The 23256-nt window shown below is 45.8% G+C and carries 35 protein-coding genes; 29 read left to right on the forward strand and 6 right to left on the reverse strand.

The window, feature by feature from the left end:
* Positions 1–5: 5 nt before the first annotated feature.
* The 6 genes from R7Z50_RS18575 to priA all read right to left on the reverse strand — a co-directional run bounded on the left by R7Z50_RS18575 (position 6) and on the right by priA (position 8533).
* Positions 6–923, reverse strand: coding sequence for a 1,4-dihydroxy-2-naphthoate polyprenyltransferase (locus R7Z50_RS18575; RefSeq protein ID WP_005383178.1), 918 nt, complete (start codon positions 921–923; stop codon positions 6–8).
* A gap of 1277 nt (positions 924–2200) precedes the next feature.
* Positions 2201–3532 carry an HslU--HslV peptidase ATPase subunit gene (gene hslU / locus R7Z50_RS18580; protein ID WP_025768349.1) on the reverse strand — a complete coding sequence of 444 codons (1332 nt, stop codon included), beginning with the start codon at positions 3530–3532 and terminating at the stop codon, positions 2201–2203.
* Between the two features lie 23 nt (positions 3533–3555).
* Positions 3556–4107, reverse strand: coding sequence for an ATP-dependent protease subunit HslV (gene hslV, locus R7Z50_RS18585; RefSeq protein WP_005383176.1), 552 nt, complete (start codon positions 4105–4107; stop codon positions 3556–3558).
* Positions 4108–4222: 115 nt separating this feature from the next.
* The gene (ftsN, locus tag R7Z50_RS18590; RefSeq protein WP_017820300.1) at positions 4223–4771 is read right to left on the reverse strand and encodes a cell division protein FtsN; all 549 of its coding nucleotides are present in this window, start codon (positions 4769–4771) and stop codon (positions 4223–4225) included.
* 225 nt (positions 4772–4996) lie between these two features.
* Positions 4997–6025, reverse strand: coding sequence for a DNA-binding transcriptional regulator CytR (cytR, locus tag R7Z50_RS18595; protein WP_254901949.1), 1029 nt, complete (start codon positions 6023–6025; stop codon positions 4997–4999).
* A 303-nt stretch (positions 6026–6328) separates the two neighbouring features.
* Entirely contained in the window at positions 6329–8533 is a 2205-nt protein-coding gene (gene priA / locus R7Z50_RS18600) for a primosomal protein N' (protein ID WP_186584494.1), read from the reverse strand.
* Positions 8534–8829: 296 nt separating this feature from the next.
* Here priA and rpmE point away from each other — a divergent pair, with 296 nt between their 5' ends.
* The 29 genes from rpmE to rplQ all read left to right on the forward strand — a co-directional run bounded on the left by rpmE (position 8830) and on the right by rplQ (position 23167).
* Positions 8830–9051 carry a 50S ribosomal protein L31 gene (gene rpmE, locus R7Z50_RS18605; protein WP_005379546.1) on the forward strand — a complete coding sequence of 74 codons (222 nt, stop codon included), beginning with the start codon at positions 8830–8832 and terminating at the stop codon, positions 9049–9051.
* 456 nt (positions 9052–9507) lie between these two features.
* Positions 9508–9819: a 30S ribosomal protein S10 gene (gene rpsJ / locus R7Z50_RS18610; protein ID WP_004410492.1), complete on the forward strand. Its 312-nt coding sequence runs from the start codon at positions 9508–9510 to the stop codon at positions 9817–9819.
* Positions 9820–9833: 14 nt separating this feature from the next.
* Positions 9834–10463 (forward strand): 50S ribosomal protein L3, encoded by a 630-nt coding sequence (gene rplC / locus R7Z50_RS18615; RefSeq protein WP_005379555.1) that lies wholly within the window; start codon positions 9834–9836, stop codon positions 10461–10463.
* Positions 10464–10480: 17 nt separating this feature from the next.
* Positions 10481–11083: a 50S ribosomal protein L4 gene (gene rplD, locus R7Z50_RS18620; RefSeq protein ID WP_005379556.1), complete on the forward strand. Its 603-nt coding sequence runs from the start codon at positions 10481–10483 to the stop codon at positions 11081–11083.
* The gene (rplW, locus tag R7Z50_RS18625; protein WP_004398471.1) at positions 11080–11382 is read left to right on the forward strand and encodes a 50S ribosomal protein L23; all 303 of its coding nucleotides are present in this window, start codon (positions 11080–11082) and stop codon (positions 11380–11382) included. Before rplD ends, rplW begins: the two co-directional genes overlap by 4 nt.
* 15 nt (positions 11383–11397) lie before the next feature.
* Positions 11398–12222: a 50S ribosomal protein L2 gene (gene rplB / locus R7Z50_RS18630; protein ID WP_005383168.1), complete on the forward strand. Its 825-nt coding sequence runs from the start codon at positions 11398–11400 to the stop codon at positions 12220–12222.
* Between the two features lie 21 nt (positions 12223–12243).
* Positions 12244–12522, forward strand: a complete 279-nt coding sequence (gene rpsS / locus R7Z50_RS18635) for a 30S ribosomal protein S19 (RefSeq protein ID WP_004394525.1) — start codon at positions 12244–12246, stop codon at positions 12520–12522.
* A gap of 10 nt (positions 12523–12532) precedes the next feature.
* Positions 12533–12865, forward strand: coding sequence for a 50S ribosomal protein L22 (gene rplV / locus R7Z50_RS18640; RefSeq protein ID WP_005383164.1), 333 nt, complete (start codon positions 12533–12535; stop codon positions 12863–12865).
* A gap of 18 nt (positions 12866–12883) precedes the next feature.
* Positions 12884–13582 carry a 30S ribosomal protein S3 gene (rpsC, locus tag R7Z50_RS18645; protein ID WP_005383161.1) on the forward strand — a complete coding sequence of 233 codons (699 nt, stop codon included), beginning with the start codon at positions 12884–12886 and terminating at the stop codon, positions 13580–13582.
* Positions 13583–13593: 11 nt separating this feature from the next.
* A complete protein-coding gene (gene rplP / locus R7Z50_RS18650; RefSeq protein ID WP_005379577.1) occupies positions 13594–14004 on the forward strand; it encodes a 50S ribosomal protein L16 in 411 nt (136 codons plus the stop codon).
* Positions 14004–14195 carry a 50S ribosomal protein L29 gene (gene rpmC, locus R7Z50_RS18655; RefSeq protein WP_005379576.1) on the forward strand — a complete coding sequence of 64 codons (192 nt, stop codon included), beginning with the start codon at positions 14004–14006 and terminating at the stop codon, positions 14193–14195. The genes rplP and rpmC overlap by 1 nt, the downstream gene beginning before the upstream one ends.
* A complete protein-coding gene (gene rpsQ / locus R7Z50_RS18660; RefSeq protein WP_005379575.1) occupies positions 14195–14449 on the forward strand; it encodes a 30S ribosomal protein S17 in 255 nt (84 codons plus the stop codon). The genes rpmC and rpsQ overlap by 1 nt, the downstream gene beginning before the upstream one ends.
* A gap of 162 nt (positions 14450–14611) precedes the next feature.
* Positions 14612–14983, forward strand: coding sequence for a 50S ribosomal protein L14 (rplN, locus tag R7Z50_RS18665; RefSeq protein ID WP_004410450.1), 372 nt, complete (start codon positions 14612–14614; stop codon positions 14981–14983).
* 13 nt (positions 14984–14996) lie between these two features.
* On the forward strand, positions 14997–15314 hold the full coding sequence (gene rplX / locus R7Z50_RS18670; protein ID WP_005379574.1) for a 50S ribosomal protein L24: 318 nt from the start codon (positions 14997–14999) through the stop codon (positions 15312–15314).
* Positions 15315–15337: 23 nt separating this feature from the next.
* Positions 15338–15877, forward strand: a complete 540-nt coding sequence (gene rplE, locus R7Z50_RS18675; RefSeq protein WP_005379573.1) for a 50S ribosomal protein L5 — start codon at positions 15338–15340, stop codon at positions 15875–15877.
* Between the two features lie 17 nt (positions 15878–15894).
* Positions 15895–16200 carry a 30S ribosomal protein S14 gene (gene rpsN / locus R7Z50_RS18680; protein WP_004410442.1) on the forward strand — a complete coding sequence of 102 codons (306 nt, stop codon included), beginning with the start codon at positions 15895–15897 and terminating at the stop codon, positions 16198–16200.
* A 29-nt stretch (positions 16201–16229) separates the two neighbouring features.
* Positions 16230–16622, forward strand: coding sequence for a 30S ribosomal protein S8 (rpsH, locus tag R7Z50_RS18685; protein WP_005379572.1), 393 nt, complete (start codon positions 16230–16232; stop codon positions 16620–16622).
* A gap of 13 nt (positions 16623–16635) precedes the next feature.
* A complete protein-coding gene (rplF, locus tag R7Z50_RS18690; protein WP_005379570.1) occupies positions 16636–17169 on the forward strand; it encodes a 50S ribosomal protein L6 in 534 nt (177 codons plus the stop codon).
* A gap of 9 nt (positions 17170–17178) precedes the next feature.
* A complete protein-coding gene (rplR, locus tag R7Z50_RS18695) occupies positions 17179–17532 on the forward strand; it encodes a 50S ribosomal protein L18 (protein ID WP_005379568.1) in 354 nt (117 codons plus the stop codon).
* A gap of 14 nt (positions 17533–17546) precedes the next feature.
* On the forward strand, positions 17547–18050 hold the full coding sequence (gene rpsE / locus R7Z50_RS18700) for a 30S ribosomal protein S5 (RefSeq protein ID WP_004745894.1): 504 nt from the start codon (positions 17547–17549) through the stop codon (positions 18048–18050).
* Between the two features lie 7 nt (positions 18051–18057).
* Entirely contained in the window at positions 18058–18234 is a 177-nt protein-coding gene (gene rpmD / locus R7Z50_RS18705; protein WP_005379565.1) for a 50S ribosomal protein L30, read from the forward strand.
* Between the two features lie 5 nt (positions 18235–18239).
* Entirely contained in the window at positions 18240–18674 is a 435-nt protein-coding gene (gene rplO, locus R7Z50_RS18710) for a 50S ribosomal protein L15 (RefSeq protein WP_005383155.1), read from the forward strand.
* A gap of 20 nt (positions 18675–18694) precedes the next feature.
* The gene (gene secY / locus R7Z50_RS18715) at positions 18695–20029 is read left to right on the forward strand and encodes a preprotein translocase subunit SecY (RefSeq protein WP_005379562.1); all 1335 of its coding nucleotides are present in this window, start codon (positions 18695–18697) and stop codon (positions 20027–20029) included.
* 38 nt (positions 20030–20067) lie between these two features.
* The gene (gene rpmJ, locus R7Z50_RS18720) at positions 20068–20181 is read left to right on the forward strand and encodes a 50S ribosomal protein L36 (RefSeq protein WP_000868186.1); all 114 of its coding nucleotides are present in this window, start codon (positions 20068–20070) and stop codon (positions 20179–20181) included.
* Between the two features lie 149 nt (positions 20182–20330).
* On the forward strand, positions 20331–20687 hold the full coding sequence (gene rpsM, locus R7Z50_RS18725; RefSeq protein ID WP_005383154.1) for a 30S ribosomal protein S13: 357 nt from the start codon (positions 20331–20333) through the stop codon (positions 20685–20687).
* 18 nt (positions 20688–20705) lie between these two features.
* Entirely contained in the window at positions 20706–21095 is a 390-nt protein-coding gene (gene rpsK / locus R7Z50_RS18730; RefSeq protein ID WP_001118870.1) for a 30S ribosomal protein S11, read from the forward strand.
* 27 nt (positions 21096–21122) lie between these two features.
* Positions 21123–21743: a 30S ribosomal protein S4 gene (gene rpsD / locus R7Z50_RS18735; RefSeq protein ID WP_005383146.1), complete on the forward strand. Its 621-nt coding sequence runs from the start codon at positions 21123–21125 to the stop codon at positions 21741–21743.
* A 24-nt stretch (positions 21744–21767) separates the two neighbouring features.
* The gene (locus R7Z50_RS18740) at positions 21768–22760 is read left to right on the forward strand and encodes a DNA-directed RNA polymerase subunit alpha (RefSeq protein ID WP_005383143.1); all 993 of its coding nucleotides are present in this window, start codon (positions 21768–21770) and stop codon (positions 22758–22760) included.
* A 26-nt stretch (positions 22761–22786) separates the two neighbouring features.
* Positions 22787–23167, forward strand: a complete 381-nt coding sequence (rplQ, locus tag R7Z50_RS18745; RefSeq protein WP_005383141.1) for a 50S ribosomal protein L17 — start codon at positions 22787–22789, stop codon at positions 23165–23167.
* Positions 23168–23256: the final 89 nt, after the last annotated feature.

Raw genomic sequence — 23256 nt, forward strand, 5'->3', positions numbered from 1 at the left:
CTTTTTTAACTTACTAGAGTTTGAGCTACCACAATTGTTGCAAACAAAACGTTGGTGACTAGAGAGCATTTCACGATGACTGGCATCATTGGTGCTATTTGAGCAGGCTTTTGTGTATGCCAAACCGCTTTACCATGATCGGCCACGAAATAAATACTAAGTAAGAATGGCAAGCTAATCCAAACGGGTTTGTCTTGAATTAACAAGTAAGCCGCAAAGGCAAGGATAGCTCCGCCAAGTAAAATAAAGTGGTACTGTTTGGCTTTACGTTGACCTAAGCGTACCGCCACCGTGCGTTTACCACACTCTCGGTCGTTCTCTATATCACGCATATTGTTGATATTGAGTACTGCAACGGCGAGTAAACCGCAGCCTAAAGCAGGTAAGAATAGCGTGGTGTCTACGTGACCGGTATGCAAGAAGTAGGTACCGGATACGCCGAGTAAACCAAAAAACAAGAACACTGATATATCGCCAAGCCCCACGTAACCGTATGGTTTGCTACCCATGGTATAAGCAATGGCTGCGAGAATGGCCAGAATTCCCAGCCCGATAAAAGTAACAATGCTTTCCAGTGAACTTAGTGAATAGAAAACCAACACCAAGCCTGAAATGGCGGTCAGAACGATGTTAAAGATAATCGCTTGTTTCATCTGTTTAGCACTTACCGCGCCTGACTGCATCGCTCGTAATGGGCCGAGGCGTTTGTCGTTATCTGTACCTTGAACGGCATCGCCATAGTCGTTTGCCAGGTTGGACAGAATTTGCAGCAACGTCGCGGTTACGAAAGCCATGATGGCAATTGTCAGTGAAAAATGACCTGCCGAGTAGGCGAGCACGCTACCTGTTAAGATAGAGACCAATGCCAGAGGTAATGTTTTTGGACGAGCGGCTTCAAGCCAGATCTGTAGAGATTGTTTCATGGAAATTTCGTGCTAGTAACCAATGTGCCCAGTATAAGCACAAAGAGGCAGATACGCTATTGACCTAAAACAACTCAACTAGAAGTCAAAGGGCGATTCAGAATCTATCGTCCGGTTGTGCAGTGATGAAGGTGAGTGGGAAAGAAAGGCGTTTGCTGTTAGCAGATTCTTAGTCTCGCTTGAGCTCGCTAGAATGACGAGATCTTTTGATTTAGATGTTGTCAAAGTCACCGTCATTCTGAACAACGAGGAACGAGTGTGATTCAGAACCCATCGTCCGGTTGTGCAGTGGTTAAGGTGAATGGGAAAGAATAGGCGTCTGCTGTTAGCAGATTCTTAGTCTCGTTATAATGACGAGATCCTTTGATTTAAATGTTGTCTAAGTCACCGTCATTCTGAACAGCAAGGAACGAGTGTGATTCAGAATCTATCGTCCGTTTGTGAAGTGGTTAAGGTGAGTGGGAAAGAATAGGCGCCTGTTGTTACCAGATTCTTAGTCTCGCTTGAGCTCGCTAGAATGACGAGACCTTTTTGATTTAGGTGTTGTCACAGTAACCGTCATTCTGAACAGCGAGGAACGAGGGTGATTCAGAATCTATCGTCCCAATAGTGCCGTGGTTAAGGTGAGTTGGAAAGAATAGGCGTCTGCTGTTAGCAGATTCTTAGTCTCGCTTGAGCTCTTAGAATGACGAGATCCTTGATTTGGGTATTGTCAAAGTCACCGTCATTCTGAACAACGAGTGTGATTCAGAATCGATCATCCGATTGTGCGGTGGTTAAGGTGAGTGGGGAAGAATAGGCGTTTGCTGTTAGCAGATTCTTAGTCTCGCTTAAGCTCGCTAGAATGACGAGAGCTTTTGATCTAGATGTTGTCTAAGTCACCGTCATTCTGAACAGCGAGGAACGAGTGTGATTCAGAATCTATCATCCGATTGTGAAGTGTTACGGTGAGAGAGAAAGAATAGGCGTCTGCTGTTACTAGATTCTTAGTCTCGCTTGAGCTCGCTAGAATGACGAGATCTTTTTTGATTTAGGTGTTGTCACAGTAACCGTCATTCTGAACAGCGAGGAACGAGGTGATTCAGAATCTATCGTCCCAATAGTGCCGTGGTTAAGGTGAGTTGGAAAGAATAGGCGTCTGCTGTTAGCAGATTCTTAGTCTCACTTGAGCTCGCTAGAATGACGAGAACTTTTGATTTAGGTGTTGTCACAGTGGCCGTCATTCTATACAAAAAGCCCAGAAACAAGGTTCTGGGCTTTGGTAAAATAGATTGCGATTAAAGAATAAAGCGGCTTAGATCTTCATCTTCAATTGTGTCGCCTAAGCGTGCTTTCACATAAGCGGAATCAATAACGAATTTAGCGCCAGATTGCTCCGCTGCGTCGTAAGAGATTTCATCCATTAAGCGTTCCATAACGGTGTGTAAGCGACGAGCACCGATGTTTTCTGTGCTTTCGTTGACCGTCCATGCAGCTTCCGCGATTTGCGTGATACCGTCTTCTGTGAATTCGATGTCCACATCTTCCGTTTTCATCAACGCAACGTACTGCTCTGTTAGAGAGGCTTTTGGTTCTGTCAGAATGCGTTTGAAGTCGTTGCTGCTTAGTGCTTCTAGCTCAACGCGAATTGGTAGACGACCTTGCAATTCTGGGATCAAGTCAGATGGTTTTGCCACTTGGAATGCACCAGATGCAACAAACAGAATGTGGTCTGTTTTTACCATGCCGTGCTTGGTTGATACCGTGCTGCCTTCAATCAATGGAAGTAGGTCGCGCTGAACACCTTCGCGTGAAACGTCTGGGCCTGAGCTCTCGCCGCGTTTACAGATTTTGTCGATCTCATCGATAAATACGATGCCGTTGTTTTCAACGTTGAAAATCGCTGCTTCTTTTAGCTCTTCTTGGTTTACCAGTTTCGCCGCTTCTTCTTCCGCTAACGCTTTCATTGCGTCTTTGATTTTCAGCTTACGTTTTTTCTTAGTGTCGCCTGCCAGGTTTTGGAACATGCCTTGCAGCTGGTTAGTCATCTCTTCCATACCAGGAGGCGCCATGATCTCTACGCCCATCTGCGGTGCGGCTACGTCGATTTCAATTTCTTTATCGTCTAGTTGGCCTTCACGCAGTTTCTTACGGAAGATCTGGCGAGTGTGAGAAGACTCTTCCGTTTGCTCTGCTTGACCCCAGCTATCACGTGCTGGTGGCAGTAGCGCATCAAGAATGCGTTCTTCCGCTTGCTCTTCTGCTCGGAATTTCACTTTCTCCATCGCTTGTTGATGCGTCATTTTCACAGCGACATCTGTTAGGTCACGGATGATGGTTTCAACTTCTTTACCAACGTAACCCACTTCGGTGAATTTTGTCGCTTCAACTTTGATGAAAGGGGCATTTGCCAGTTTTGCGAGGCGTCGTGCGATTTCAGTCTTACCAACACCAGTAGGGCCAATCATCAAGATGTTTTTTGGCGTCACTTCGGCACGCAAGCTTTCTTCAAGCTGCATGCGGCGCCAGCGGTTACGAAGTGCAATCGCAACCGAACGCTTGGCTTTTTCTTGACCGATAATGTGGCGGTTCAATTCATGAACGATTTCGCGAGGCGTCATTTCAGACATATTCTTTCCTTACTTCGTTACGATTACGCGGTTGGTTTTTCAGGCTCTACTGTTGAGTCTAGCTCTTCTACCGTGTGGTGATGGTTAGTGAAGACACAAATATCACCCGCGATATTGAGAGCTTTTTCCGCGATCTCACGAGCATCTAGATCTGTGTTTTCTAGTAGGGCGGTTGCGGCAGCTTGTGCGTAAGCACCACCAGAGCCAATCGCAATCAGGTCATGTTCTGGCTGTACGACATCACCATTACCGGTAATGATTAACGATGCGGTTTCGTCGGCAACGGCAAGTAAGGCTTCGAGCTTGCGCAGAGCACGATCGCTACGCCAGTCTTTGGCTAGCTCAACTGCCGCTTTGGTTAGGTGACCTTGGTGCATTTGCAGTTTGCTTTCGAAGCGCTCAAAAAGGGTGAAGGCATCCGCAGTACCGCCGGCAAAGCCCGCTAGTACTTGGTTGTTGTATAGGCGGCGAACTTTGCGCGCATTACCTTTCATTACGGTATTGCCTAGAGATACTTGGCCATCACCCGCGATGACGACTTTATTATTTCGACGTACAGATACAATGGTAGTCACAGTCGACCTCTTGATTATTTCTCTTTGGATTTAATTCAGTATATGGGGGAGGAGAAATGGGGATTCAAGGGGGCAAAAAGAAAGGCCCTAGGATCTTAGCTCCTAGGGCCTGAGTTTAAAGATTTTCTTTCCAAATCGCACACGGCTCGATTTTCGCGCGTTGCAGTTTATGACGATCACGTTCTGCATCACGTTTGAACTTATACGGACCTAGCACCACGCGATACCATGAACTGCCTTCTTTCTTACGAATCTTGCTCGACATCCCTTGGAACGCGATTGCAAGCTTGCGCTCTTCGGCTTGTGCCTGAGTTTTGTACGCGCCACACTGCATGATGTAAGGAATTTTAGAAACTTCAATTTCTTTGGCCACAACTTCAACTTCACGTTTCGGTAGTGACTCAACATATTCCCATTTTTCTTCTGGTGGTGGCGGCAAGTCTTTTTTCGGCTTTGGTTTGCTTACAGTGGTTGTTGGCTGCTTCACAACTGGTTGTTTAGGTTCTGGGTCGCTACTCAAAAGGTAAAGACCATAGCCAAAACCGCCCACGAGCAAGATAGCGAGCAGGCCACTGCGCCAAGGTTTTTTTCTTCTCGGCGGCTGTTTTTTTGTCGACTTTTTTGGGGCGCCTCGCCCCCGTCTTACATAATCTCTATTTGCCACGGTTATTTCTGGTCATCAAGGATTCTTGCAAATATGTTAATCCAGAACGAGTTGAGAAAACACCCTATTGATAGAATCTTGATAGCTAAAGCGCGACAACGCCCGAGTGTAAGAGTGTGTTTCCGTTCTCACTTACATTTATTCAGGGATACACAAAAAGCAGGAGGGGTAAATAAAAAAGCGGCGCCTTAGCACCGCTTTGGGGATGAATACCTAATCTTTAGGTTAAGGGCGCTGTGGTGGCGCTGCACTTCCACGAATGACGAGATTAGTTTCAAGCAGACGCGAGCCTGAATGCACGTCGTGGCCTTTTAACATCTCGAGCATCATTAGCATCGCTTGTCGACCAATCTCATAGCGAGGTTGAGAGATGGTGGTCAACGGTGGATCGCAGTACTGAGCGAAGTTAATGTCATCAAAGCCCACAACAGAGAGATCTTGCGGTACTCGTAAGCCAAGCTTTTTCGCTTCTTGAATTGCGCCGATGGCCATTGTGTCACAGTGACAGAAAATAGCCGTTGGTGGTTCTGGCAATTCGAGCAGTTTACGAACGGCTTTTGCTCCGCCATCAAAAGAGAACTCAGTAATGACACTATATTGTGGATCTTTATTGATGCCGGCACGGCGCAGGGCTTGTTGGTAGCCTTGCTGGCGGAACTGACACAATATTGCTGTATCTGGTCCAGAGATTTGAGCAATGCGTTTATGACCTAATTGAGTCAGGTAATTCACCGCTTCAAATGCTGAGGTCAGGTTATCAATATGTACTGTCGGAAGCTCGAGCTCTGGCGCAAATTCACACGCCATTACCATCGGAGGTAAGTTCTTTTGCTCTGGCTTACTGACATCGAATGGTAGATCTGTACCAAGCAGTAGCATTCCATCTGCCTGCTTAGTAAATACGAGGTTAACGAAAGAGCTTTCGCGTTTCTTCTGTTGTCCGCTATCGCCCAGCAGGACTAGATAGCCATGTTCCATGGCTGCATCTTCAATACCGCGAATAATTTCAGAAAAATAAGGATCACAGATGTCGGGAACGATAGTAACAATGGTTTTTGATTCGTTTCTACGTAAGTTACGCGCTAATGAGTTTGGAGAATAACCCGCTTCAAGTACGGCATCTTCTACTCTCTTTCTTGTAGAAGAAGATACTTTCTCTGGATTCATTAAGGCTCGAGATACCGTAGCCGTAGACACTCCCGCAAGCTGGGCAACATCCTTCATTGTCGCCATAGTTTTTAACCTCTCATTTATTTTTTGCCAAGATGACGTTATTCCGGTTTGAAATCAGAGTAATCAAACCGAGTTAGAGCTGTATTTGCTCTTCGCTCAGTTCGTGTTAACGAGTGGGAAAATGGATTCTTCACCGCGATATCAATTTGTGGGAATAGTCATTGTTTTAATCTAAGCCTGTGCAAACAAGTCACTTTAGACTTTTCTAATTTGGATAGTCTATTCATTTCTAAAGTGAAAGTTACGGTCTGTTTAACAAAAATTGTAATCTTGGTGTGATTCTGGTCACATTAAATGGTAATTCATTACATAGTTAAACGTTTGCTAGCTGAGATCTTGTGGTTCTATGTCTAAATTCCAGCGTACTTTCTTAGCATTTGGCAACAACTCAATAGCAGGTTTGGCACTGGTTAATAACTTTTGCATCAATGAACGATGCTGAGTTTGCAGTAATAGTTGCCAACGGTATTTACCAGCCCGCTTGGCCAAAGGTGAAGGAGTAGGGCCTAACACCATGCAGGAATCATCGAACAGAGGGTGTGACTCTAACGTAAAGCGAACCTGACGCAGGAAGTCTTCAACTACCTCACTTTGGTTCGCCTCTGCTTTAAACAGAGTCAAGAAACTATAAGGCGGAAGCTGAGCCAATTTGCGTTCTTCCAGAGCAGTCATAGCAAAGTGGCGATAGTCTTTTTGAAGCAGGGCCTGCAGCAAGCTGTGCTCAGGATGGTGGGTTTGTAGGATAACCTCGCCAGGTTTACTTGCGCGGCCGGCACGACCTGCGACTTGAATAAACAACTGCGCTAGTCGCTCGGAAGCGCGGAAGTCACTACTATAGAGAGAGCCATCAACATCCAAAAGAGCAACGAGCGTTACATTTGGAAAATGGTGCCCCTTAGCCAGCATTTGGGTGCCAATCAGAATTTGATGTTCACCTTTACGAATCGATTCAAGGGCATCTTCCAAACTACCTTTGCGACGTGTGCTGTCTCTGTCGATGCGAATGGCGTTGTATTCTGGAAATAACTGAGCCAATTGTTGTTCGAGTTGTTCCGTTCCTACGCCGACGGTAACCAATTGGGTTGAACCACACCCCTGACATTGATGAATCACCGGTTGTTGTGAGCCGCAGTGATGGCAGCGTATTTCGTTGCTGTAATGGTGGAACGTATAGTACGCATCACAGCGTTTACATTCTGCAATCCAACCGCATTCATGGCACATCAAAGCGGGCGAAAAGCCTCGGCGGTTAAGAAACAACATTACTTGATTGCCAGCTTTTAAATGCTTGCGCATCTCGGCAATCAGTTGGGCAGATAAGCCACTTTCTAAATACTGACCTTTTACATCTAACACTTTATTGGTGGTTGGCACGGCAGAGCCAGCTCGTTGGGTTAGTGTTAAATGGTGATACTTGCCTGACAAGGCATTGTGCAATGTCTCCAGTGCAGGTGTGGCTGAGCCCAGAACAATCGGAACTTGTTCTTTATGAGCGCGCATTACAGCAACATCGCGTGCATGATAACGCAAGCTATCTTGCTGTTTGTAAGAGGTGTCATGTTCCTCGTCCACAATGATAATCCCGAGATCAGCAAAAGGCGCGAGTAGGGCAGAGCGTGTGCCGATAATGATTCCGGCCGCTTTGTCGCGTGCAGAAAGCCACGCATTCAGACGCTCCGTCTCGTTTAACCCGGAGTGGATGACGTCAACTGGCACATTAAAACGGCGTTTAAAGCGGTTGATGGTTTGTGGTGTTAAGCCAATCTCTGGTACTAAAACCAAGGCTTGTTTACCTTTCTCTAAGACCGGCTTGATAAGGTTTAAGTAAACTTCTGTTTTACCAGAGCCAGTTACTCCCTCTAATAAATAGCAAGCAAAGCCTGTTTGGCTATTTACACTTGCAATAGCGAGTGCTTGTTCGTGGTTGAGCTTTGGCTTCTCGACGTCGCATTCAACGTGCTGTCCCCACTGGGTGATTACAGGCTTCTTCTCGATACGTTCAATCCAGCCTTTCTCTTCTAAAGACTTTAGTACTGTTGAGGCTATCTCTTGGTCGACAAATTCCTGGTGAGGCAAAGCGCCGTTAACCAACATTTGCAAGACCTTCTGTTGTTTGACTGCTCGACGATCAAGCCCTTGCATCAGCTTGTCTTTACCGGATTCGGTAATTTGCCACTCTTGTAGCGTCGCAAAATCTGCAGGCTTTCCTTTACGTAGAGCTGCTGGCATCGCATTGTGTAGCGTATCTCCAAGTGGGTATTGGTAGAACTGGCTGCACCAAGTCAGCAACGAATAAAGCTTTTCAGACCATATCGGCTGAGAATCAAGAACTGCTTTGATTGGCTTGAGTTGATCTTTGGGAAAGTCCGAGTGATTAACCATCGCGGTGACGATGCCAACTAACGTTTGGCGTCCAAAAGGTACGGAAACGCGTCCACCAATGATCGGAAACAGGTGCCCCGGAATGGCGTAATCAAATTGTTTGTCGAGCGGAACGGGTAATGCCACTCTAGCAATGGTTGGACGCATAAATTCTTAGCTATTAAAAAAGAGGGAAAGGAAATGAGAGTCTATTAAAATCGGTATGGAAATTCGAGTAAAGCAATGCGATTCAGCGTGAATCGTGCCTCTATGATTAGTCTGGCTAAAAAAGTGGCGAAAAAGTTGCCAAATGTGTTGATCCGAGCAATGTGATTCTTTACTATATCGCGCCTTGAGATATGGCTTCGGCAATTAGTTGATGCGGTATCCCATTTTATTATTAATTGCGTGTGGTGTGCGGCTTAGATTCGTATAGCGACACGGCCTACTATTGAGGTTATCCCATGAAAGCTGGTATCCACCCAGAATACAAAGCAGTAAAAGCGACTTGTTCTTGCGGCAACTCTTTTGAGTTCAACTCTACTCTAGGTAAAGAGTCTATCCACCTAGACGTATGTGACAAGTGTCACCCATTCTACACTGGTAAGCAACGTATCGTTGATACAGGCGGCCGTGTTGATCGCTTCAACAAGCGTTTCGGTGCACTATCAAGCGGTAAGAAATAATAGCAGCCGCTATTACGATTACAGTTTAGAAAAGGACGCTTCGGCGTCCTTTTTGTTTTAATGGCTACCAAGCGAAGAGGAATGTATGGGGTTTGGAATATTCCCGATTATTTTTCACTCAGCGCTTGCAACCTAAAGTGTGATCTGTATAATGCAGTGCACTGGTTAAGCCAGTTGTGAACCAATGAGCAGTGAGGAGCGAGCAAATCTAAGGATTTGTGAGGTAATGTATACTCAGCTTATGTTCGCGGTTAATACAATTAGCTATCTTTTCTTCGGAAAAACTATCCTCAAAGGTGACTTTGGCATATAGGGATAGTTAATCGAAAATTAACTGACAATGCGTCCTAATCTTGGATGCTACGGTTTCACATAAATCAATCGGCATTCTCTCGTCTTGACGAGTTTGAGTGGCGATATTGTTTGTGTAATTTATTAAATTTGGAGCTCTGTCTCATGCAGAACCAACGTATCCGTATCCGCCTAAAAGCTTTCGATTACAAACTAATCGATGCTTCTACAGCGGAAATCGTTGAAACAGCTAAGCGCACTGGCGCACAGGTTCGTGGTCCAATCCCACTGCCAACTCGTAAAGAGCGTTTCACAGTTCTTATCTCTCCACACGTTAACAAGAAAGCACGTGACCAGTACGAAATCCGTACTCACAAGCGTCTAATCGACATCGTTGAGCCAACAGACAAGACTGTTGATGCTCTAATGCGTCTAGACCTTGCTGCGGGCGTTGACGTTCAAATTAGCCTAGGTTAAGGGAGATTAGAAGTATGATTGGTCTAATCGGTCGTAAAGTGGGCATGACCCGCGTATTTACTGAAGAAGGCGTTTCTATCCCAGTAACAGTTGTTGAGGTTGAAGCTAACCGTGTTTCTCAAGTGAAAACTCTTGAAACTGACGGCTACGCAGCAATCCAGGTTACAGCTGGTTCTAAGAAAGCTAACCGTGTAAACAAAGCTGAAGCAGGTCACTTTGCTAAAGCTGGCGTTGAAGCTGGTCGCGGTCTTTGGGAATTCCGTTTAGAAAACGGCGAAGAGTTCGAAGTTGGTTCAGAACTAACTGTTGAACTATTCAACGAAACTAAGAAAGTAGACGTTACTGGTACATCTAAGGGTAAAGGTTTCCAAGGCGCTGTTAAGCGTTGGAACTTCCGTACTCAAGATATGACTCACGGTAACTCATTGTCTCACCGTGCTCCTGGTTCTATCGGTCAATGTCAGACTCCAGGTCGCGTATTTAAAGGCAAGAAAATGGCAGGTCACATGGGTGCTGAGCGTGTAACGACTCAAAACCTAGAGATCGTACGTGTTGACGCTGAGCGCAACCTGCTTCTTATTAAAGGTGCAGTCCCAGGCGCAACTGGCGGCAACGTGATCGTTAAACCAGCTGTTAAAGCATAACGTCTCAGGAGTAAGTAATGGAACTAATGGTTAAAGGTGCCGATGCACTAACTGTTTCCGAAACTACTTTCGGACGTGAGTTTAACGAAGCTCTTGTACACCAAGTAGTTGTTGCGTACGCAGCAGGTGCTCGTCAAGGTACTCGTGCTCAAAAAACACGTTCAGAAGTTTCTGGCGGTGGCGCTAAGCCATGGCGTCAAAAAGGTACTGGCCGTGCGCGTGCTGGTACAATCCGTAGCCCAATCTGGCGTACAGGTGGTGTTACTTTTGCTGCGAAACCACAAGATCACAGCCAAAAAGTAAACAAAAAAATGTACCGTGGTGCTATGAAGAGCATTCTTTCTGAGCTTGTTCGTCAAGAGCGTCTAATCGTTGTTGATAACTTCTCAGTTGAAGCACCAAAGACTAAAGAGCTAGTTGCTAAGCTTAAAGAGCTTGAGCTAACTGACGCTCTAATCGTGACTAGCGAAGTAGATGAGAATCTATTCCTAGCTGCTCGTAACCTATACAAAGTTGACGCACGTGATGTTGCTGGTATCGATCCAGTATCTCTAATCGCGTTTGACAAAGTTGTAATGACTGCAGAAGCAGTTAAGCAAGTAGAGGAAATGCTAGCATGATCACTGAAGAGCGTATCCTAAAAGTTCTACGTGCACCGCACATCTCTGAAAAAGCAACTATGGCAGCTGAGAAAGCGAACACTATCGTTTTCAAAGTAGCTAAAGATGCGACTAAAAAAGAGATCAAAGCAGCTGTAGAAAAGCTATTTGAAGTTGAAGTTAAGTCTGTAAATACTCTTATCACTAAGGGTAAGACCAAACGTCAAGGTCTACGCCAAGGTCGCCGCAGCGACGTTAAGAAAGCGTACGTTACTTTGAAAGAAGGTCAAGATCTTGACTTCGTTGGCGGCGCGGAATAACAGGAGTAGTTAAAAATGGCTATTGTTAAATGTAAGCCGACTTCCCCTGGTCGTCGTCACGTTGTTAAAGTTGTTAACGCTGACCTACACAAGGGCAAGCCATACGCACCTCTTCTAGAGAAAAACTCTAAGAACGGTGGTCGTAACAACAAGGGTCGTATCACAGTACGTCACATCGGCGGTGGTCACAAGCACCACTACCGTGTAGTTGACTTCAAACGTACTAAAGATGGTATTCCAGCGACAGTTGAGCGTCTTGAATACGATCCAAACCGTAGCGCAAACATTGCTCTAGTTCTTTACAAAGACGGTGAGCGTCGCTACATCCTAGCACCTAAAGGTGTTGTAGCTGGTGATGTTATTCAGTCTGGTGTTGATGCACCAATCAAAGCTGGTAACACTCTACCAATGCGTAATATCCCAGTAGGTTCAACAGTACATAACGTTGAACTTAAGCCTGGTAAAGGTGGTCAGCTAGCTCGTTCGGCTGGTGCTTACGCTCAAATCGTTGCTCGCGACGGTGCGTACGTAACTATCCGTCTACGTTCTGGCGAGATGCGCAAAGTTCTTTCTGAAGGCCGTGCAACAATCGGTGAAGTTGGTAACTCTGAGCACATGCTACGTGAACTTGGTAAAGCAGGTGCATCACGTCATCGCGGTATCCGTCCAACGGTTCGTGGTGTTGTAATGAACCCGATTGACCACCCACATGGTGGTGGTGAAGGTCGTACTTCTGGTGGTCGTCACCCAGTATCTCCTTGGGGTATGCCTACTAAAGGCTTCAAGACTCGTAAGAACAAACGCACTGACAAGTACATCGTACGTCGTCGTAACAAGTAATCTATATAAAGAGGAATCGCCATGCCACGTTCTCTCAAGAAAGGTCCTTTTATTGACCTACACTTGCTGAAGAAGGTAGAGAAAGCGGTGGAAAGCGGAGACAAAAAGCCTATTAAGACTTGGTCCCGTCGTTCAATGATCATCCCTACGATGATCGGTTTGACCATCGCTGTCCATAATGGTCGTCAGCACGTACCAGTATTTGTAACTGATGAAATGATCGGTCACAAACTGGGTGAATTCGCACCAACACGTACTTACCGCGGTCACGCTGCGGATAAGAAAGCTAAGAAGCGCTAAGGAGTAGATAATGGAAGCAATTGCTAAACATAACTTTGCTCGCATTTCGCCTCAGAAAGCTCGCTTAGTTGCGGATCTAATCCGTGGTAAATCTGTTGACCAAGCTCTAGAAATCCTAACGTTCAGCAACAAAAAAGCTGCTGCACTAGTTAAGAAAGTTCTAGAGTCTGCTATCGCTAACGCGGAGCACAACGAAGGTGCAGATATTGACGATCTGAATGTCGCAAAAATCTTTGTAGATGAAGGCCCAACCATGAAGCGTATTATGCCTCGTGCTAAAGGTCGTGCGGATCGTATCTTGAAGCGTTCAAGCCACATCACTGTTGTTGTAGCAGATCGCTAGAGACTAGGAGAGTAAGCAATGGGTCAAAAAGTACATCCAAATGGTATTCGTCTAGGCATCGTTAAGCCTTGGAATGCTACATGGTTTGCTAACACCAAAGATTTCGCTGACAACCTAGACGGCGACTTCAAGGTACGTCAGTTCCTTACAAGTGAACTGAAAAAAGCGTCTCTATCACGTATCGTTATCGAGCGTCCTGCTAAGAGCATCCGTGTGACTATTCACACTGCTCGTCCAGGCGTTGTTATCGGTAAGAAAGGTGAAGACGTTGAGAAGCTACGCGCAGCTGTAGCTAAAATTGCAGGTGTACCAGCGCAAATTAACATCGCTGAAGTACGTAAGCCTGAACTAGATGCGCAACTTGTTGGTGACAGCATCGCGTCTCAGCTAGAGCGTCGTGTTATGTTCCGTCGTGCTATGAAGCGCGCAGTACAAAACGCAATGCGCCTAGGCGCTAAAGGTATCAAAGTGGAAGTAAGCGGTCGTCTAGGCGGCGCTGAAATCGCACGTTCAGAGTGGTACCGTGAAGGCCGTGTGCCTCTACACACTCTACGTGCTGACATTGATTACGCAACTTCTTCGGCTCACACTCAATACGGTGTGATCGGCATTAAAACTTGGATCTTCAAAGGTGAAATCCTAGGTGGTATGCCAGCAGCTAACGCTGTAGAGCCTAAAGGCGACAAGCCTAAGAAGCAGCGTAAAGGCCGTAAGTAAGGAGTCGACAGATGCTACAACCTAAACGTACTAAGTTCCGTAAGGTTCAGACTGGTCGTAACCGTGGTCTAGCTAAAGGTACTGATGTAAGCTTCGGCGAATTCGGTCTTAAAGCTGTTGGCCGTGGTCGTCTAACTGCTCGTCAAATCGAAGCGGCACGTCGTGCAATGACACGTCACGTTAAGCGTCAAGGTAAAATCTGGATCCGTGTGTTCCCAGACAAACCAATCACAGAAAAACCACTTGAAGTTCGTCAAGGTAAGGGTAAAGGTAACGTTGAGTACTGGGTAGCCCAAATCCAACCTGGTAAGGTTATGTACGAAATGGGTGGTGTACCTGAAGAATTGGCACGTGAAGCGTTCCGTCTTGCGGCACGTAAACTGCCTTTCAAAACTACATTTGTAACTAAGCAGGTGATGTGATGAAAGCACAAGATCTACGCGAGAAAAGCGTTGAAGAGCTTAACGCTGAGCTAATGAATTTGCTACGCGAACAGTTCAACTTGCGCATGCAAGCTGCGACTGGTCAACTACAGCAAACTCATACTCTGAAAGCTGTACGCCGTGATATCGCACGTGTGAAAACTGTTTTGACTGAGAAGGCAGGCGCATAATGAGCGAAGTAAAACGTACTCAACAAGGTCGTGTTGTTAGCGACAAGATGGACAAGTCTATCACTGTTGCTATCGAACGTTTCGTAAAACACCCAATCTACGGTAAATACGTAAAACGTACGACTAAAGTACACGCACATGACGAGAACAACGAGTGTGGCCTAGGCGACACAGTTGAAATCGCAGAGTGTCGTCCACTGTCTAAGACTAAGTCTTGGACTTTGGTAAAAGTTCTAGAAAAGGCGAAGATTTAATCTCGTTAATTCTATGAAACTAAAGCGGCTCCAAAATATTTTTGGAGCCGTTTATTTTTTGACTACCCAATCACAAAAAAGGGTGGTACAATTCGCGTCCCTTTTAAAGAGGCAGCCCGACCCGTGATGGGTCTAGTTATTAATATTTAGCGGAGCACTAACATGATCCAAATGCAAAGTATGCTGGACGCAGCTGATAACTCAGGCGCACGCAGCGTAATGTGTATTAAGGTTCTGGGTGGCTCTCACCGCCGTTATGCACATATCGGTGACGTCATCAAAGTTACTGTGAAGGAAGCAATCCCTCGCGGTAAAGTTAAAAAAGGTGATGTTCTGAAGGCGGTGGTAGTGCGCACCCGTAAAGGCGTACGTCGTCCTGACGGTTCTGTCATTCGCTTCGACCGAAATGCTTGCGTATTGCTAAACGACAATACTGAGCAACCAATCGGTACACGTATCTTTGGTCCTGTGACACGCGAACTTCGTGGCGATAAGTTCATGAAGATCGTTTCACTGGCTCCAGAAGTTCTGTAAGGAGCACGTAGAAATGGCAGCTAAAATCCGTCGTAATGACGAAGTAATCGTTCTTGCTGGTAAAGACAAAGGCAAGAAAGGTAAAGTAACTAAGGTTCTAGCAACTGGTAAAGTTATCGTTGAAGGTATCAACCTAGTTAAGAAACATCAGAAACCTGTTCCAGCTATGGGTATCCAAGGCGGTATCGTAGAGCAAGAAGCAGCTATCGACGTTTCTAACGTGGCTATCTTTAACGCAGCTACTGGTAAAGCTGACCGTATCGGTTTCCGTTTTGAAGACGGCAAAAAAGTTCGTTTCTTCAAGTCTAACGGCGAAACCGTTTCTAACTAATAGAAGTAATTTGGAGTTCTACTATGGCGAAACTGCATGATTACTACAAGTCGTCTGTAGTCGCTGAACTGACCAAACAGTTCGGTTACACAAGCGTCATGCAAGTCCCTAGAATCGAGAAAATCACCCTAAACATGGGTGTTGGTGAAGCAATCAACGATAAGAAACTGCTAGAAAATGCAGCGTCTGATATGGCAACGATCTCTGGTCAAAAGCCACTTATCACAAAAGCGCGCAAATCTGTTGCAGGTTTCAAAATCCGTGAAGGCTACCCTATCGGTTGTAAAGTAACCTTGCGTGGCGAACGTATGTGGGATTTTCTTGAGCGTTTAATTAACATCGCTCTTCCACGTGTACGTGACTTCCGTGGTGTTAGCGCTAAGTCTTTTGACGGTCGCGGTAACTACAGCATGGGCGTTCGCGAGCAAATCATCTTCCCGGAAATCGACTTTGATAAAGTTGATCGAGTACGCGGTCTAGACATCACTATTACGACGTCTGCTGGTACTGATGAGGAAGGCCGTGCTCTGCTGGCTGCCTTTAACTTCCCATTCCGTAAGTAAGGTGAAGGGTTACTGTTATGGCTAAAAATTCAATGAAAGCACGTGAAGCAAAACGTGCGAAGCTAGTAGCTAAGTTCGCTGAAAAGCGTGCAGCGCTAAAAGCTATCATCAGCGATGTAAACGCATCTGAAGAAGATCGTTGGAACGCGGTTCTTACACTGCAATCTCTTCCACGTGATTCAAGTGCATCACGTCAGCGCAACCGTTGCAACCAAACTGGTCGTCCACACGGTTACCTACGTAAGTTCGGTCTAAGCCGTATTAAGGTTCGTGAAGCTTGCATGAAAGGCGAGATTCCGGGTCTTCGTAAGGCTAGCTGGTAATTGCCACTTAATCATTTGGAGTAAATCATATGAGCATGCAAGATCCGATTTCGGATATGCTGACCCGCGTTCGTAACGGTCAGGCAGCAAACAAAGTTGCTGTAAAAATGCCTTCTTCAAAGCTTAAAGTTGCAATTGCTGCACTACTAAAAGCTGAAGGTTACATCGTTGACTTCGCTGTTGAAGGCGAAGCAAAACCTGAGCTAGAAGTTACACTTAAGTACTTCCAAGCTAAACCAGTAATCGAGCAACTTAAACGTGTTTCTCGTCCAGGTCTACGTGTTTACAAGAAGAAAGATGAACTTCCTTCTGTAATGGGTGGTCTTGGTATTGCTATCGTTTCTACTTCCAAGGGTCTTATGTCAGACCGCGCTGCACGTAAAGCAGGTCTTGGTGGTGAAATCATCGCTTACGTAGCTTAATAAGGAGTAGACTATGTCTCGTGTTGCAAAAGCACCTGTCGCTATTCCAGCTGGCGTAGAGGTGAAACTAAACGGCCAAGAAATCACTGTAAAAGGTGCGAAAGGCGAACTAACTCGCGTTCTTAACAACGCAGTTGTAATCGCTCAGGAAGAAAATAACCTGACTTTCGGTCCTAAAGAAGGTGTTGCTAACGCATGGGCTCAAGCAGGTACTGCTCGCGCTCTAGTTAACAACATGGTTGTTGGTGTTACTGAAGGCTTTACTAAGAAGCTAACTCTTAAAGGTGTAGGTTACCGTGCTGCTATCAAAGGCAACGCTGTAGGTCTAACACTAGGCTTCTCACACCCAGTTGAGCACGAGTTGCCAGCGGGTATTAAAGCTGAATGTCCAAGCCAAACTGAAATCGTGATCACTGGTGCTGACAAGCAACTAGTTGGTCAAGTTGCGGCTGACATTCGTTCTTACCGTGAGCCTGAGCCATACAAAGGCAAAGGTGTTCGTTACGCAGATGAAAATGTGCGTACTAAAGAAGCTAAGAAGAAGTAAGGTAACACTATGGATAAGAAAGCATCTCGCATCCGTCGTGCTACACGTGCACGTCGTAAGATTGCAGAACTGGGTGCGACTCGCCTAGTTGTACACCGTACTCCTCGTCACGTGTACGCACAGGTTATCGCGGCTAACGGCTCTGAGGTTATCGCAGCAGCTTCTACTGTAGAAAAAGCGATCCGTGAGCAAGTGAAATACACTGGTAACGTTGATGCAGCTAAAGCAGTGGGTAAAGCTATTGCTGAGCGCGCTCTAGAGAAGGGCGTAACTGCAGTTGCATTTGATCGTTCTGGTTTCCAATACCACGGTCGAGTAGCGGCGCTAGCAGAATCTGCTCGCGAAGCTGGTCTGAAATTCTAAGGTAGGGTTGGAAGATGGCTAAAGAACAACAAGTTCAAGCGAATGATTTGCAAGAAAAGCTAATCGCAGTTAACCGTGTTTCTAAAACGGTTAAAGGTGGTCGAATCATGAGCTTCACTGCACTAACAGTAGTTGGTGACGGTAACGGTCGTGTAGGTTTCGGTTACGGCAAAGCTCGTGAAGTACCTGCAGCGATTCAAAAAGCAATGGAAAAAGCGCGTCGTAACATGACTACGATCGCTCTAAACGAAGGCACTCTTCACCACCCAGTGAAAGGTCGCCATTCGGGCTCTAAAGTTTACATGCAGCCTGCTGCAGAAGGTACTGGTGTTATCGCAGGTGGTGCGATGCGTGCAGTACTAGAAGTTGCTGGTGTACACAACGTACTATCTAAAGCGTACGGTTCTACGAACCCTATCAACATCGTTCGTGCAACGATCGATGCACTAGGTAGCATGAAGTCACCAGAAATGGTTGCTGCTAAACGTGGTCTAACTGTTGAATCTATTTCGGAGTAAGAACACCATGGCAACTATTAAAGTAACTCAAACTAAAAGCTCAATTGGTCGTCTGCCAAAGCACAAAGCTACTTTGCGCGGTCTAGGTCTTCGTAAAATCAACCACACAGTAGAACTTGAAGATACTCCGTGTATTCGCGGTATGATCAACAAGGTTTACTACATGGTTAAAGTTGAGGAGTAATCAGAATGCGTTTGAATACTCTAGCACCGGCTGCTGGCGCGAAAACTTCTGCGAAGCGAGTAGGTCGTGGTATCGGTTCAGGCCTAGGTAAAACTGGTGGCCGTGGTCACAAAGGTCAAAAATCACGTTCTGGCGGCAGTGTTCGTCCAGGTTTCGAAGGCGGTCAGATGCCTCTGAAACAACGTCTACCAAAATTCGGTTTCACTTCTCGTAAGAGCCTAGTGTCTGCTGAAGTTCGTCTAGCTGAGCTAGCGAAAGTTTCTGGTGACGTAGTTGATCTAAACAGTCTTAAAGCTGCTAACATCATCACTAAGAACATCGAATTTGTAAAAGTTGTTCTTTCTGGTGAAATCAACAAAGCAGTGACTGTTAAAGGTCTACGTGTGACTAAAGGCGCTAAAGCTGCAATCGAAGCTGCAGGCGGTAAAATCGAGGAATAATCTCGAGGAACGAGGTACAGATGGCTAAGAAACCAGGACAAGATTTTCGTAGTGCTCAGAGCGGCTTAAGTGAACTAAAGTCGCGCTTGTTATTCGTAATTGGTGCACTTTTAGTATTCCGAGCCGGCTCTTTTGTGCCGATTCCTGGTATTGACGCTGCTGTACTTGCCGATTTGTTCGAACAGCAAAAAGGTACCATCGTTGAAATGTTTAACATGTTCTCCGGTGGTGCTCTTGAGCGTGCATCTATATTAGCATTGGGCATCATGCCGTATATTTCGGCATCTATTGTTGTCCAATTGCTAACTGTAGTTCATCCAGCGTTAGCTGAACTCAAAAAAGAGGGTGAAGCAGGCCGTCGTAAGATAAGCCAATACACACGCTACGGCACGCTTGTACTTGCAACCTTCCAAGCTATAGGTATTGCAACTGGCCTACCAAACATGGTCGACAATCTGGTTGTTATCAACCAAACCATGTTTACGCTAATTGCTACCGTAAGTTTAGTAACCGGTACCATGTTCTTGATGTGGTTAGGTGAACAAATTACAGAGCGCGGAATTGGTAACGGTATTTCGATACTGATTTTTGCAGGTATTGTTGCTGGATTGCCTTCTGCAATCGGTCAAACAATCGAGCAAGCGCGTCAAGGTGAATTGCATGTACTTCTTCTGTTGCTAATCGCGGTATTAGCTTTTGCAGTAATTTACTTCGTTGTTTTCATGGAACGTGGTCAACGCCGAATCGTCGTTAACTATGCGAAACGTCAACAAGGTCGTAAAGTGTTTGCTGCGCAAAGCTCGCACTTGCCTCTTAAAATTAACATGGCAGGTGTAATTCCAGCGATTTTTGCATCAAGTATTATCTTGTTCCCAGGAACATTGGCTCAGTGGTTTGGTCAAAACGGTGAGAGCAGCGCGTTCGGTTGGTTAACTGACGTGTCTTTGGCTCTTAGCCCTGGTCAACCGTTGTATGTAATGCTTTATGCAGCAGCAATTATCTTCTTCTGTTTCTTCTACACGGCGTTGGTTTTCAACCCGCGTGAAACAGCAGATAACTTGAAGAAGTCTGGTGCATTCGTACCCGGTATCCGCCCAGGTGAGCAGACAGCGAAATACATTGATAAAGTAATGACACGTTTAACCCTTGCTGGTGCACTGTACATTACCTTTATCTGTCTGATTCCCGAGTTCATGATGGTCGCGTGGAACGTACGTTTCTACTTCGGCGGTACATCGCTACTAATCGTAGTTGTTGTAATTATGGACTTTATGGCACAGGTACAGACTCATCTGATGTCTCAACAGTATGATTCTGTGTTGAAGAAAGCGAATCTGAAAGGCTACGGCCGTTAATCCGGCGGTAGACTCAGTTTCATTTACGGAGTTTAGCAATGAAAGTTCGTGCTTCCGTTAAAAAAATCTGCCGTAACTGTAAAGTAATCAAGCGTAACGGTGTCGTTCGCGTGATTTGCAGTGAGCCAAAGCACAAACAGCGCCAAGGCTAATTAGCAGAAATTTTTACTTGAAAATGAAGGTTGGGTCGAGTATATTCCTCGGCCTACCTTTTGCGTGCAAAAGAAGTAGTATTCCGCAGCGTATCCATAACGGGCTTTGCTGCGGCTAATTCTTTTATAGAAACACTTAGGAGTGAATAATGGCCCGTATAGCAGGCATTAACATTCCTGATCAGAAACATGCAGTAATCGCTCTAACAGCGATCTACGGCATCGGTAAAACTCGCTCTCAAGCTATCCTAGCTGAAGTGGGTATTGCTGAAAATGTTAAGATCAGTGAACTAACTGAAGAGCAGATCGATCAACTGCGTGATGGTGTAGCTAAGTACACTGTAGAAGGTGATCTACGTCGTGAAGTATCTATGAACATCAAGCGTCTTATGGACCTTGGCTGTTACCGTGGTCTTCGTCATCGTCGCAGTCTACCACTACGTGGACAGCGTACTAAAACCAACGCTCGCACCCGCAAGGGTCCGCGTAAGCCGATCAAGAAATAATCGGGAAGGTAGAGTACAATGGCTAAACAACCAACTCGCGCTCGTAAGCGCGTACGCAAGCAAGTTGCAGATGGCGTTGCGCACATCCATGCTTCTTTCAATAACACAATCGTAACCATTACTGACCGTCAAGGTAACGCTCTTGCATGGGCTACTGCAGGTGGTTCTGGTTTCCGTGGTTCTCGTAAGTCTACTCCGTTCGCTGCACAGGTTGCTGCTGAGCGTTGTGCTGAAATGGCTAAAGAATACGGCCTAAAGAACTTGGAAGTTATGGTTAAGGGTCCTGGTCCAGGTCGCGAATCTACTGTTCGTGCACTAAACGCCGCTGGTTTCCGCATCACAAACATCGTTGATGCTACACCAATCCCTCATAACGGTTGTCGTCCACCTAAGAAACGTCGCGTATAACGTTTCTAGGACAATTGGAGAAGAATCATGGCAAGATATTTGGGTCCTAAGCTGAAGCTTAGCCGTCGTGAAGGCACTGACTTATTCCTTAAGTCTGGTGTTCGCGCGATCGATACCAAGTGTAAAATTGATAACGCACCAGGTGTACACGGCGCTCGTCGCGGTCGTCTATCTGAGTATGGCGTTCAGCTTCGTGAGAAGCAAAAAGTACGTCGTATGTACGGCGTTCTAGAAAAACAATTCCGTAACTACTACAAAGAAGCTGCTCGCCTAAAAGGCAACACTGGTGAAAACCTACTTCAGCTTCTTGAAGGTCGTCTTGATAACGTAGTTTACCGCATGGGCTTTGGCGCAACTCGCGCAGAAGCACGTCAGCTAGTTAGCCACAAAGCTATCCTAGTAAACGGTAAAGTTGTAAACGTTCCTTCTTTCAAAGTAGCGGCTAATGACGTTGTTTCTATTCGCGAGAAAGCTAAACAGCAAGCTCGTATCAAAGCAGCTCTAGAAGTTGCTGAACAACGTGAAAAACCAACTTGGATTGAAGTAGATGGTGGCAAGATGGAAGGTACATTCAAGCGTATGCCTGAGCGTTCTGATCTATCAGCTGACATCAACGAACAATTGATCGTCGAGCTTTACTCTAAGTAAGGTTTAAACTAAAGAGAGGACACAATGCAGGGTTCTGTAACAGAATTTCTTAAGCCACGTCTAGTTGACATCGAACAAATCAGCTCGACTCACGCAAAAGTAACTCTTGAGCCATTAGAGCGTGGCTTTGGTCATACTCTGGGTAATGCACTTCGCCGCATCCTTCTATCTTCTATGCCAGGTTGTGCTGTAACAGAAGTAGAAATTGAAGGCGTACTTCATGAGTACAGCACGAAAGAAGGCGTTCAAGAAGATATTCTTGAAATTCTTCTAAACCTTAAAGGTTTGGCTGTGCGCGTTGCCGAAGGCAAAGATGAAGTGTTCATTACTTTGAACAAATCAGGCTCGGGCCCTGTGGTTGCAGGTGACATCACCCATGATGGTGATGTAGAGATCGCTAACCCTGAACACGTAATTTGTCACCTAACGGATGACAACGCTGAGATCGCAATGCGTATCAAAGTTGAACGTGGTCGTGGTTATGTTCCAGCTTCTGCGCGTATCCATAACGAAGAAGACGAGCGTCCTATCGGTCGCCTACTAGTAGATGCTACTTACAGCCCAGTAGACAAAATTGCCTACGCTGTAGAAGCAGCTCGTGTAGAACAGCGTACTGATCTAGACAAGCTTGTTATCGATATGGAAACAAACGGTACTCTAGAACCTGAGGAAGCAATCCGTCGTGCAGCTACAATCCTAGCTGAACAATTGGATGCATTCGTAGATCTTCGTGATGTACGAGTTCCTGAGGAGAAGGAAGAGAAGCCAGAATTCGATCCGATCCTACTGCGTCCTGTAGACGATCTTGAACTAACAGTTCGCTCTGCTAACTGTCTGAAAGCAGAAGCGATTCACTACATCGGTGATCTAGTACAACGTACCGAGGTTGAGCTACTTAAAACGCCTAACCTTGGTAAAAAGTCTCTTACTGAGATTAAAGACGTACTTGCGTCACGTGGTCTGTCTCTGGGCATGCGCCTAGAAAACTGGCCACCTGCATCAATCGCTGAAGATTAATCGATACTAGTTAGAAGGATTAGGTCATGCGCCATCGTAAGAGTGGTCGTCAACTCAACCGCAACAGCTCACATCGCAAAGCGATGTTCAGCAACATGGCTAGCTCTCTAGTACGTCATGAAGTTATCAAGACTACTTTGCCAAAAGCAAAAGAGCTACGTCGCGTAGTTGAGCCTTTGATTACACTAGCTAAGACTGACAGTGTTGCTAACCGTCGTCTAGCATTTGCACGTACTCGTGACAACGAAGTAGTTGCAAAACTATTTAACGAACTAGGTCCACGTTTTGCTGCTCGTCAGGGCGGTTACACTCGTATCCTAAAAGCTGGCTTCCGTGCTGGTGATAAAGCTCCAATGGCTTACATTGAGCTTGTAGATCGCCCAGCTGCTGAAGAAGCTGCTGAGTAATCAGTTCGTAAGAACGAGAAAGCCGAGCATTAGCTCGGCTTTTTTGTATCTGTAATTCAGTAAACCTTTATATCCAGCCTGCATTTATT

It is taken from the genome of Vibrio sp. 1249-1, assembly GCF_033340495.1.

Excerpts from the sequence above, each read along its gene's own strand:
- rplQ (WP_005383141.1), top strand. The coding sequence starts at position 22,787 with ATGCGCCATCGTAAGAGTGGTCGTCAACTCAACCGCAACAGCTCACAT.
- rpsJ (WP_004410492.1), top strand. The coding sequence starts at position 9,508 with ATGCAGAACCAACGTATCCGTATCCGCCTAAAAGCTTTCGATTACAAA.
- rpsS (WP_004394525.1), top strand. The coding sequence starts at position 12,244 with ATGCCACGTTCTCTCAAGAAAGGTCCTTTTATTGACCTACACTTGCTG.
- rplN (WP_004410450.1), top strand. The coding sequence starts at position 14,612 with ATGATCCAAATGCAAAGTATGCTGGACGCAGCTGATAACTCAGGCGCA.
- rpmC (WP_005379576.1), top strand. The coding sequence starts at position 14,004 with ATGAAAGCACAAGATCTACGCGAGAAAAGCGTTGAAGAGCTTAACGCT.
- rpsM (WP_005383154.1), top strand. The coding sequence starts at position 20,331 with ATGGCCCGTATAGCAGGCATTAACATTCCTGATCAGAAACATGCAGTA.
- rpsE (WP_004745894.1), top strand. The coding sequence starts at position 17,547 with ATGGCTAAAGAACAACAAGTTCAAGCGAATGATTTGCAAGAAAAGCTA.
- rplV (WP_005383164.1), top strand. The coding sequence starts at position 12,533 with ATGGAAGCAATTGCTAAACATAACTTTGCTCGCATTTCGCCTCAGAAA.
- rpmE (WP_005379546.1), top strand. The coding sequence starts at position 8,830 with ATGAAAGCTGGTATCCACCCAGAATACAAAGCAGTAAAAGCGACTTGT.
- rplF (WP_005379570.1), top strand. The coding sequence starts at position 16,636 with ATGTCTCGTGTTGCAAAAGCACCTGTCGCTATTCCAGCTGGCGTAGAG.
- rplE (WP_005379573.1), top strand. The coding sequence starts at position 15,338 with ATGGCGAAACTGCATGATTACTACAAGTCGTCTGTAGTCGCTGAACTG.
- hslU (WP_025768349.1), bottom strand. The coding sequence starts at position 3,532 with ATGTCTGAAATGACGCCTCGCGAAATCGTTCATGAATTGAACCGCCAC.
- R7Z50_RS18740 (WP_005383143.1), top strand. The coding sequence starts at position 21,768 with ATGCAGGGTTCTGTAACAGAATTTCTTAAGCCACGTCTAGTTGACATC.
- rplD (WP_005379556.1), top strand. The coding sequence starts at position 10,481 with ATGGAACTAATGGTTAAAGGTGCCGATGCACTAACTGTTTCCGAAACT.
- secY (WP_005379562.1), top strand. The coding sequence starts at position 18,695 with ATGGCTAAGAAACCAGGACAAGATTTTCGTAGTGCTCAGAGCGGCTTA.
- rplO (WP_005383155.1), top strand. The coding sequence starts at position 18,240 with ATGCGTTTGAATACTCTAGCACCGGCTGCTGGCGCGAAAACTTCTGCG.
- rpsD (WP_005383146.1), top strand. The coding sequence starts at position 21,123 with ATGGCAAGATATTTGGGTCCTAAGCTGAAGCTTAGCCGTCGTGAAGGC.
- rpsQ (WP_005379575.1), top strand. The coding sequence starts at position 14,195 with ATGAGCGAAGTAAAACGTACTCAACAAGGTCGTGTTGTTAGCGACAAG.
- rpsH (WP_005379572.1), top strand. The coding sequence starts at position 16,230 with ATGAGCATGCAAGATCCGATTTCGGATATGCTGACCCGCGTTCGTAAC.
- rpsK (WP_001118870.1), top strand. The coding sequence starts at position 20,706 with ATGGCTAAACAACCAACTCGCGCTCGTAAGCGCGTACGCAAGCAAGTT.
- priA (WP_186584494.1), bottom strand. The coding sequence starts at position 8,533 with ATGCGTCCAACCATTGCTAGAGTGGCATTACCCGTTCCGCTCGACAAA.
- R7Z50_RS18575 (WP_005383178.1), bottom strand. The coding sequence starts at position 923 with ATGAAACAATCTCTACAGATCTGGCTTGAAGCCGCTCGTCCAAAAACA.
- rplR (WP_005379568.1), top strand. The coding sequence starts at position 17,179 with ATGGATAAGAAAGCATCTCGCATCCGTCGTGCTACACGTGCACGTCGT.
- rplC (WP_005379555.1), top strand. The coding sequence starts at position 9,834 with ATGATTGGTCTAATCGGTCGTAAAGTGGGCATGACCCGCGTATTTACT.
- rplP (WP_005379577.1), top strand. The coding sequence starts at position 13,594 with ATGCTACAACCTAAACGTACTAAGTTCCGTAAGGTTCAGACTGGTCGT.
- rplW (WP_004398471.1), top strand. The coding sequence starts at position 11,080 with ATGATCACTGAAGAGCGTATCCTAAAAGTTCTACGTGCACCGCACATC.
- rpsN (WP_004410442.1), top strand. The coding sequence starts at position 15,895 with ATGGCTAAAAATTCAATGAAAGCACGTGAAGCAAAACGTGCGAAGCTA.
- rplX (WP_005379574.1), top strand. The coding sequence starts at position 14,997 with ATGGCAGCTAAAATCCGTCGTAATGACGAAGTAATCGTTCTTGCTGGT.
- rpsC (WP_005383161.1), top strand. The coding sequence starts at position 12,884 with ATGGGTCAAAAAGTACATCCAAATGGTATTCGTCTAGGCATCGTTAAG.
- rpmD (WP_005379565.1), top strand. The coding sequence starts at position 18,058 with ATGGCAACTATTAAAGTAACTCAAACTAAAAGCTCAATTGGTCGTCTG.
- rpmJ (WP_000868186.1), top strand. The coding sequence starts at position 20,068 with ATGAAAGTTCGTGCTTCCGTTAAAAAAATCTGCCGTAACTGTAAAGTA.
- rplB (WP_005383168.1), top strand. The coding sequence starts at position 11,398 with ATGGCTATTGTTAAATGTAAGCCGACTTCCCCTGGTCGTCGTCACGTT.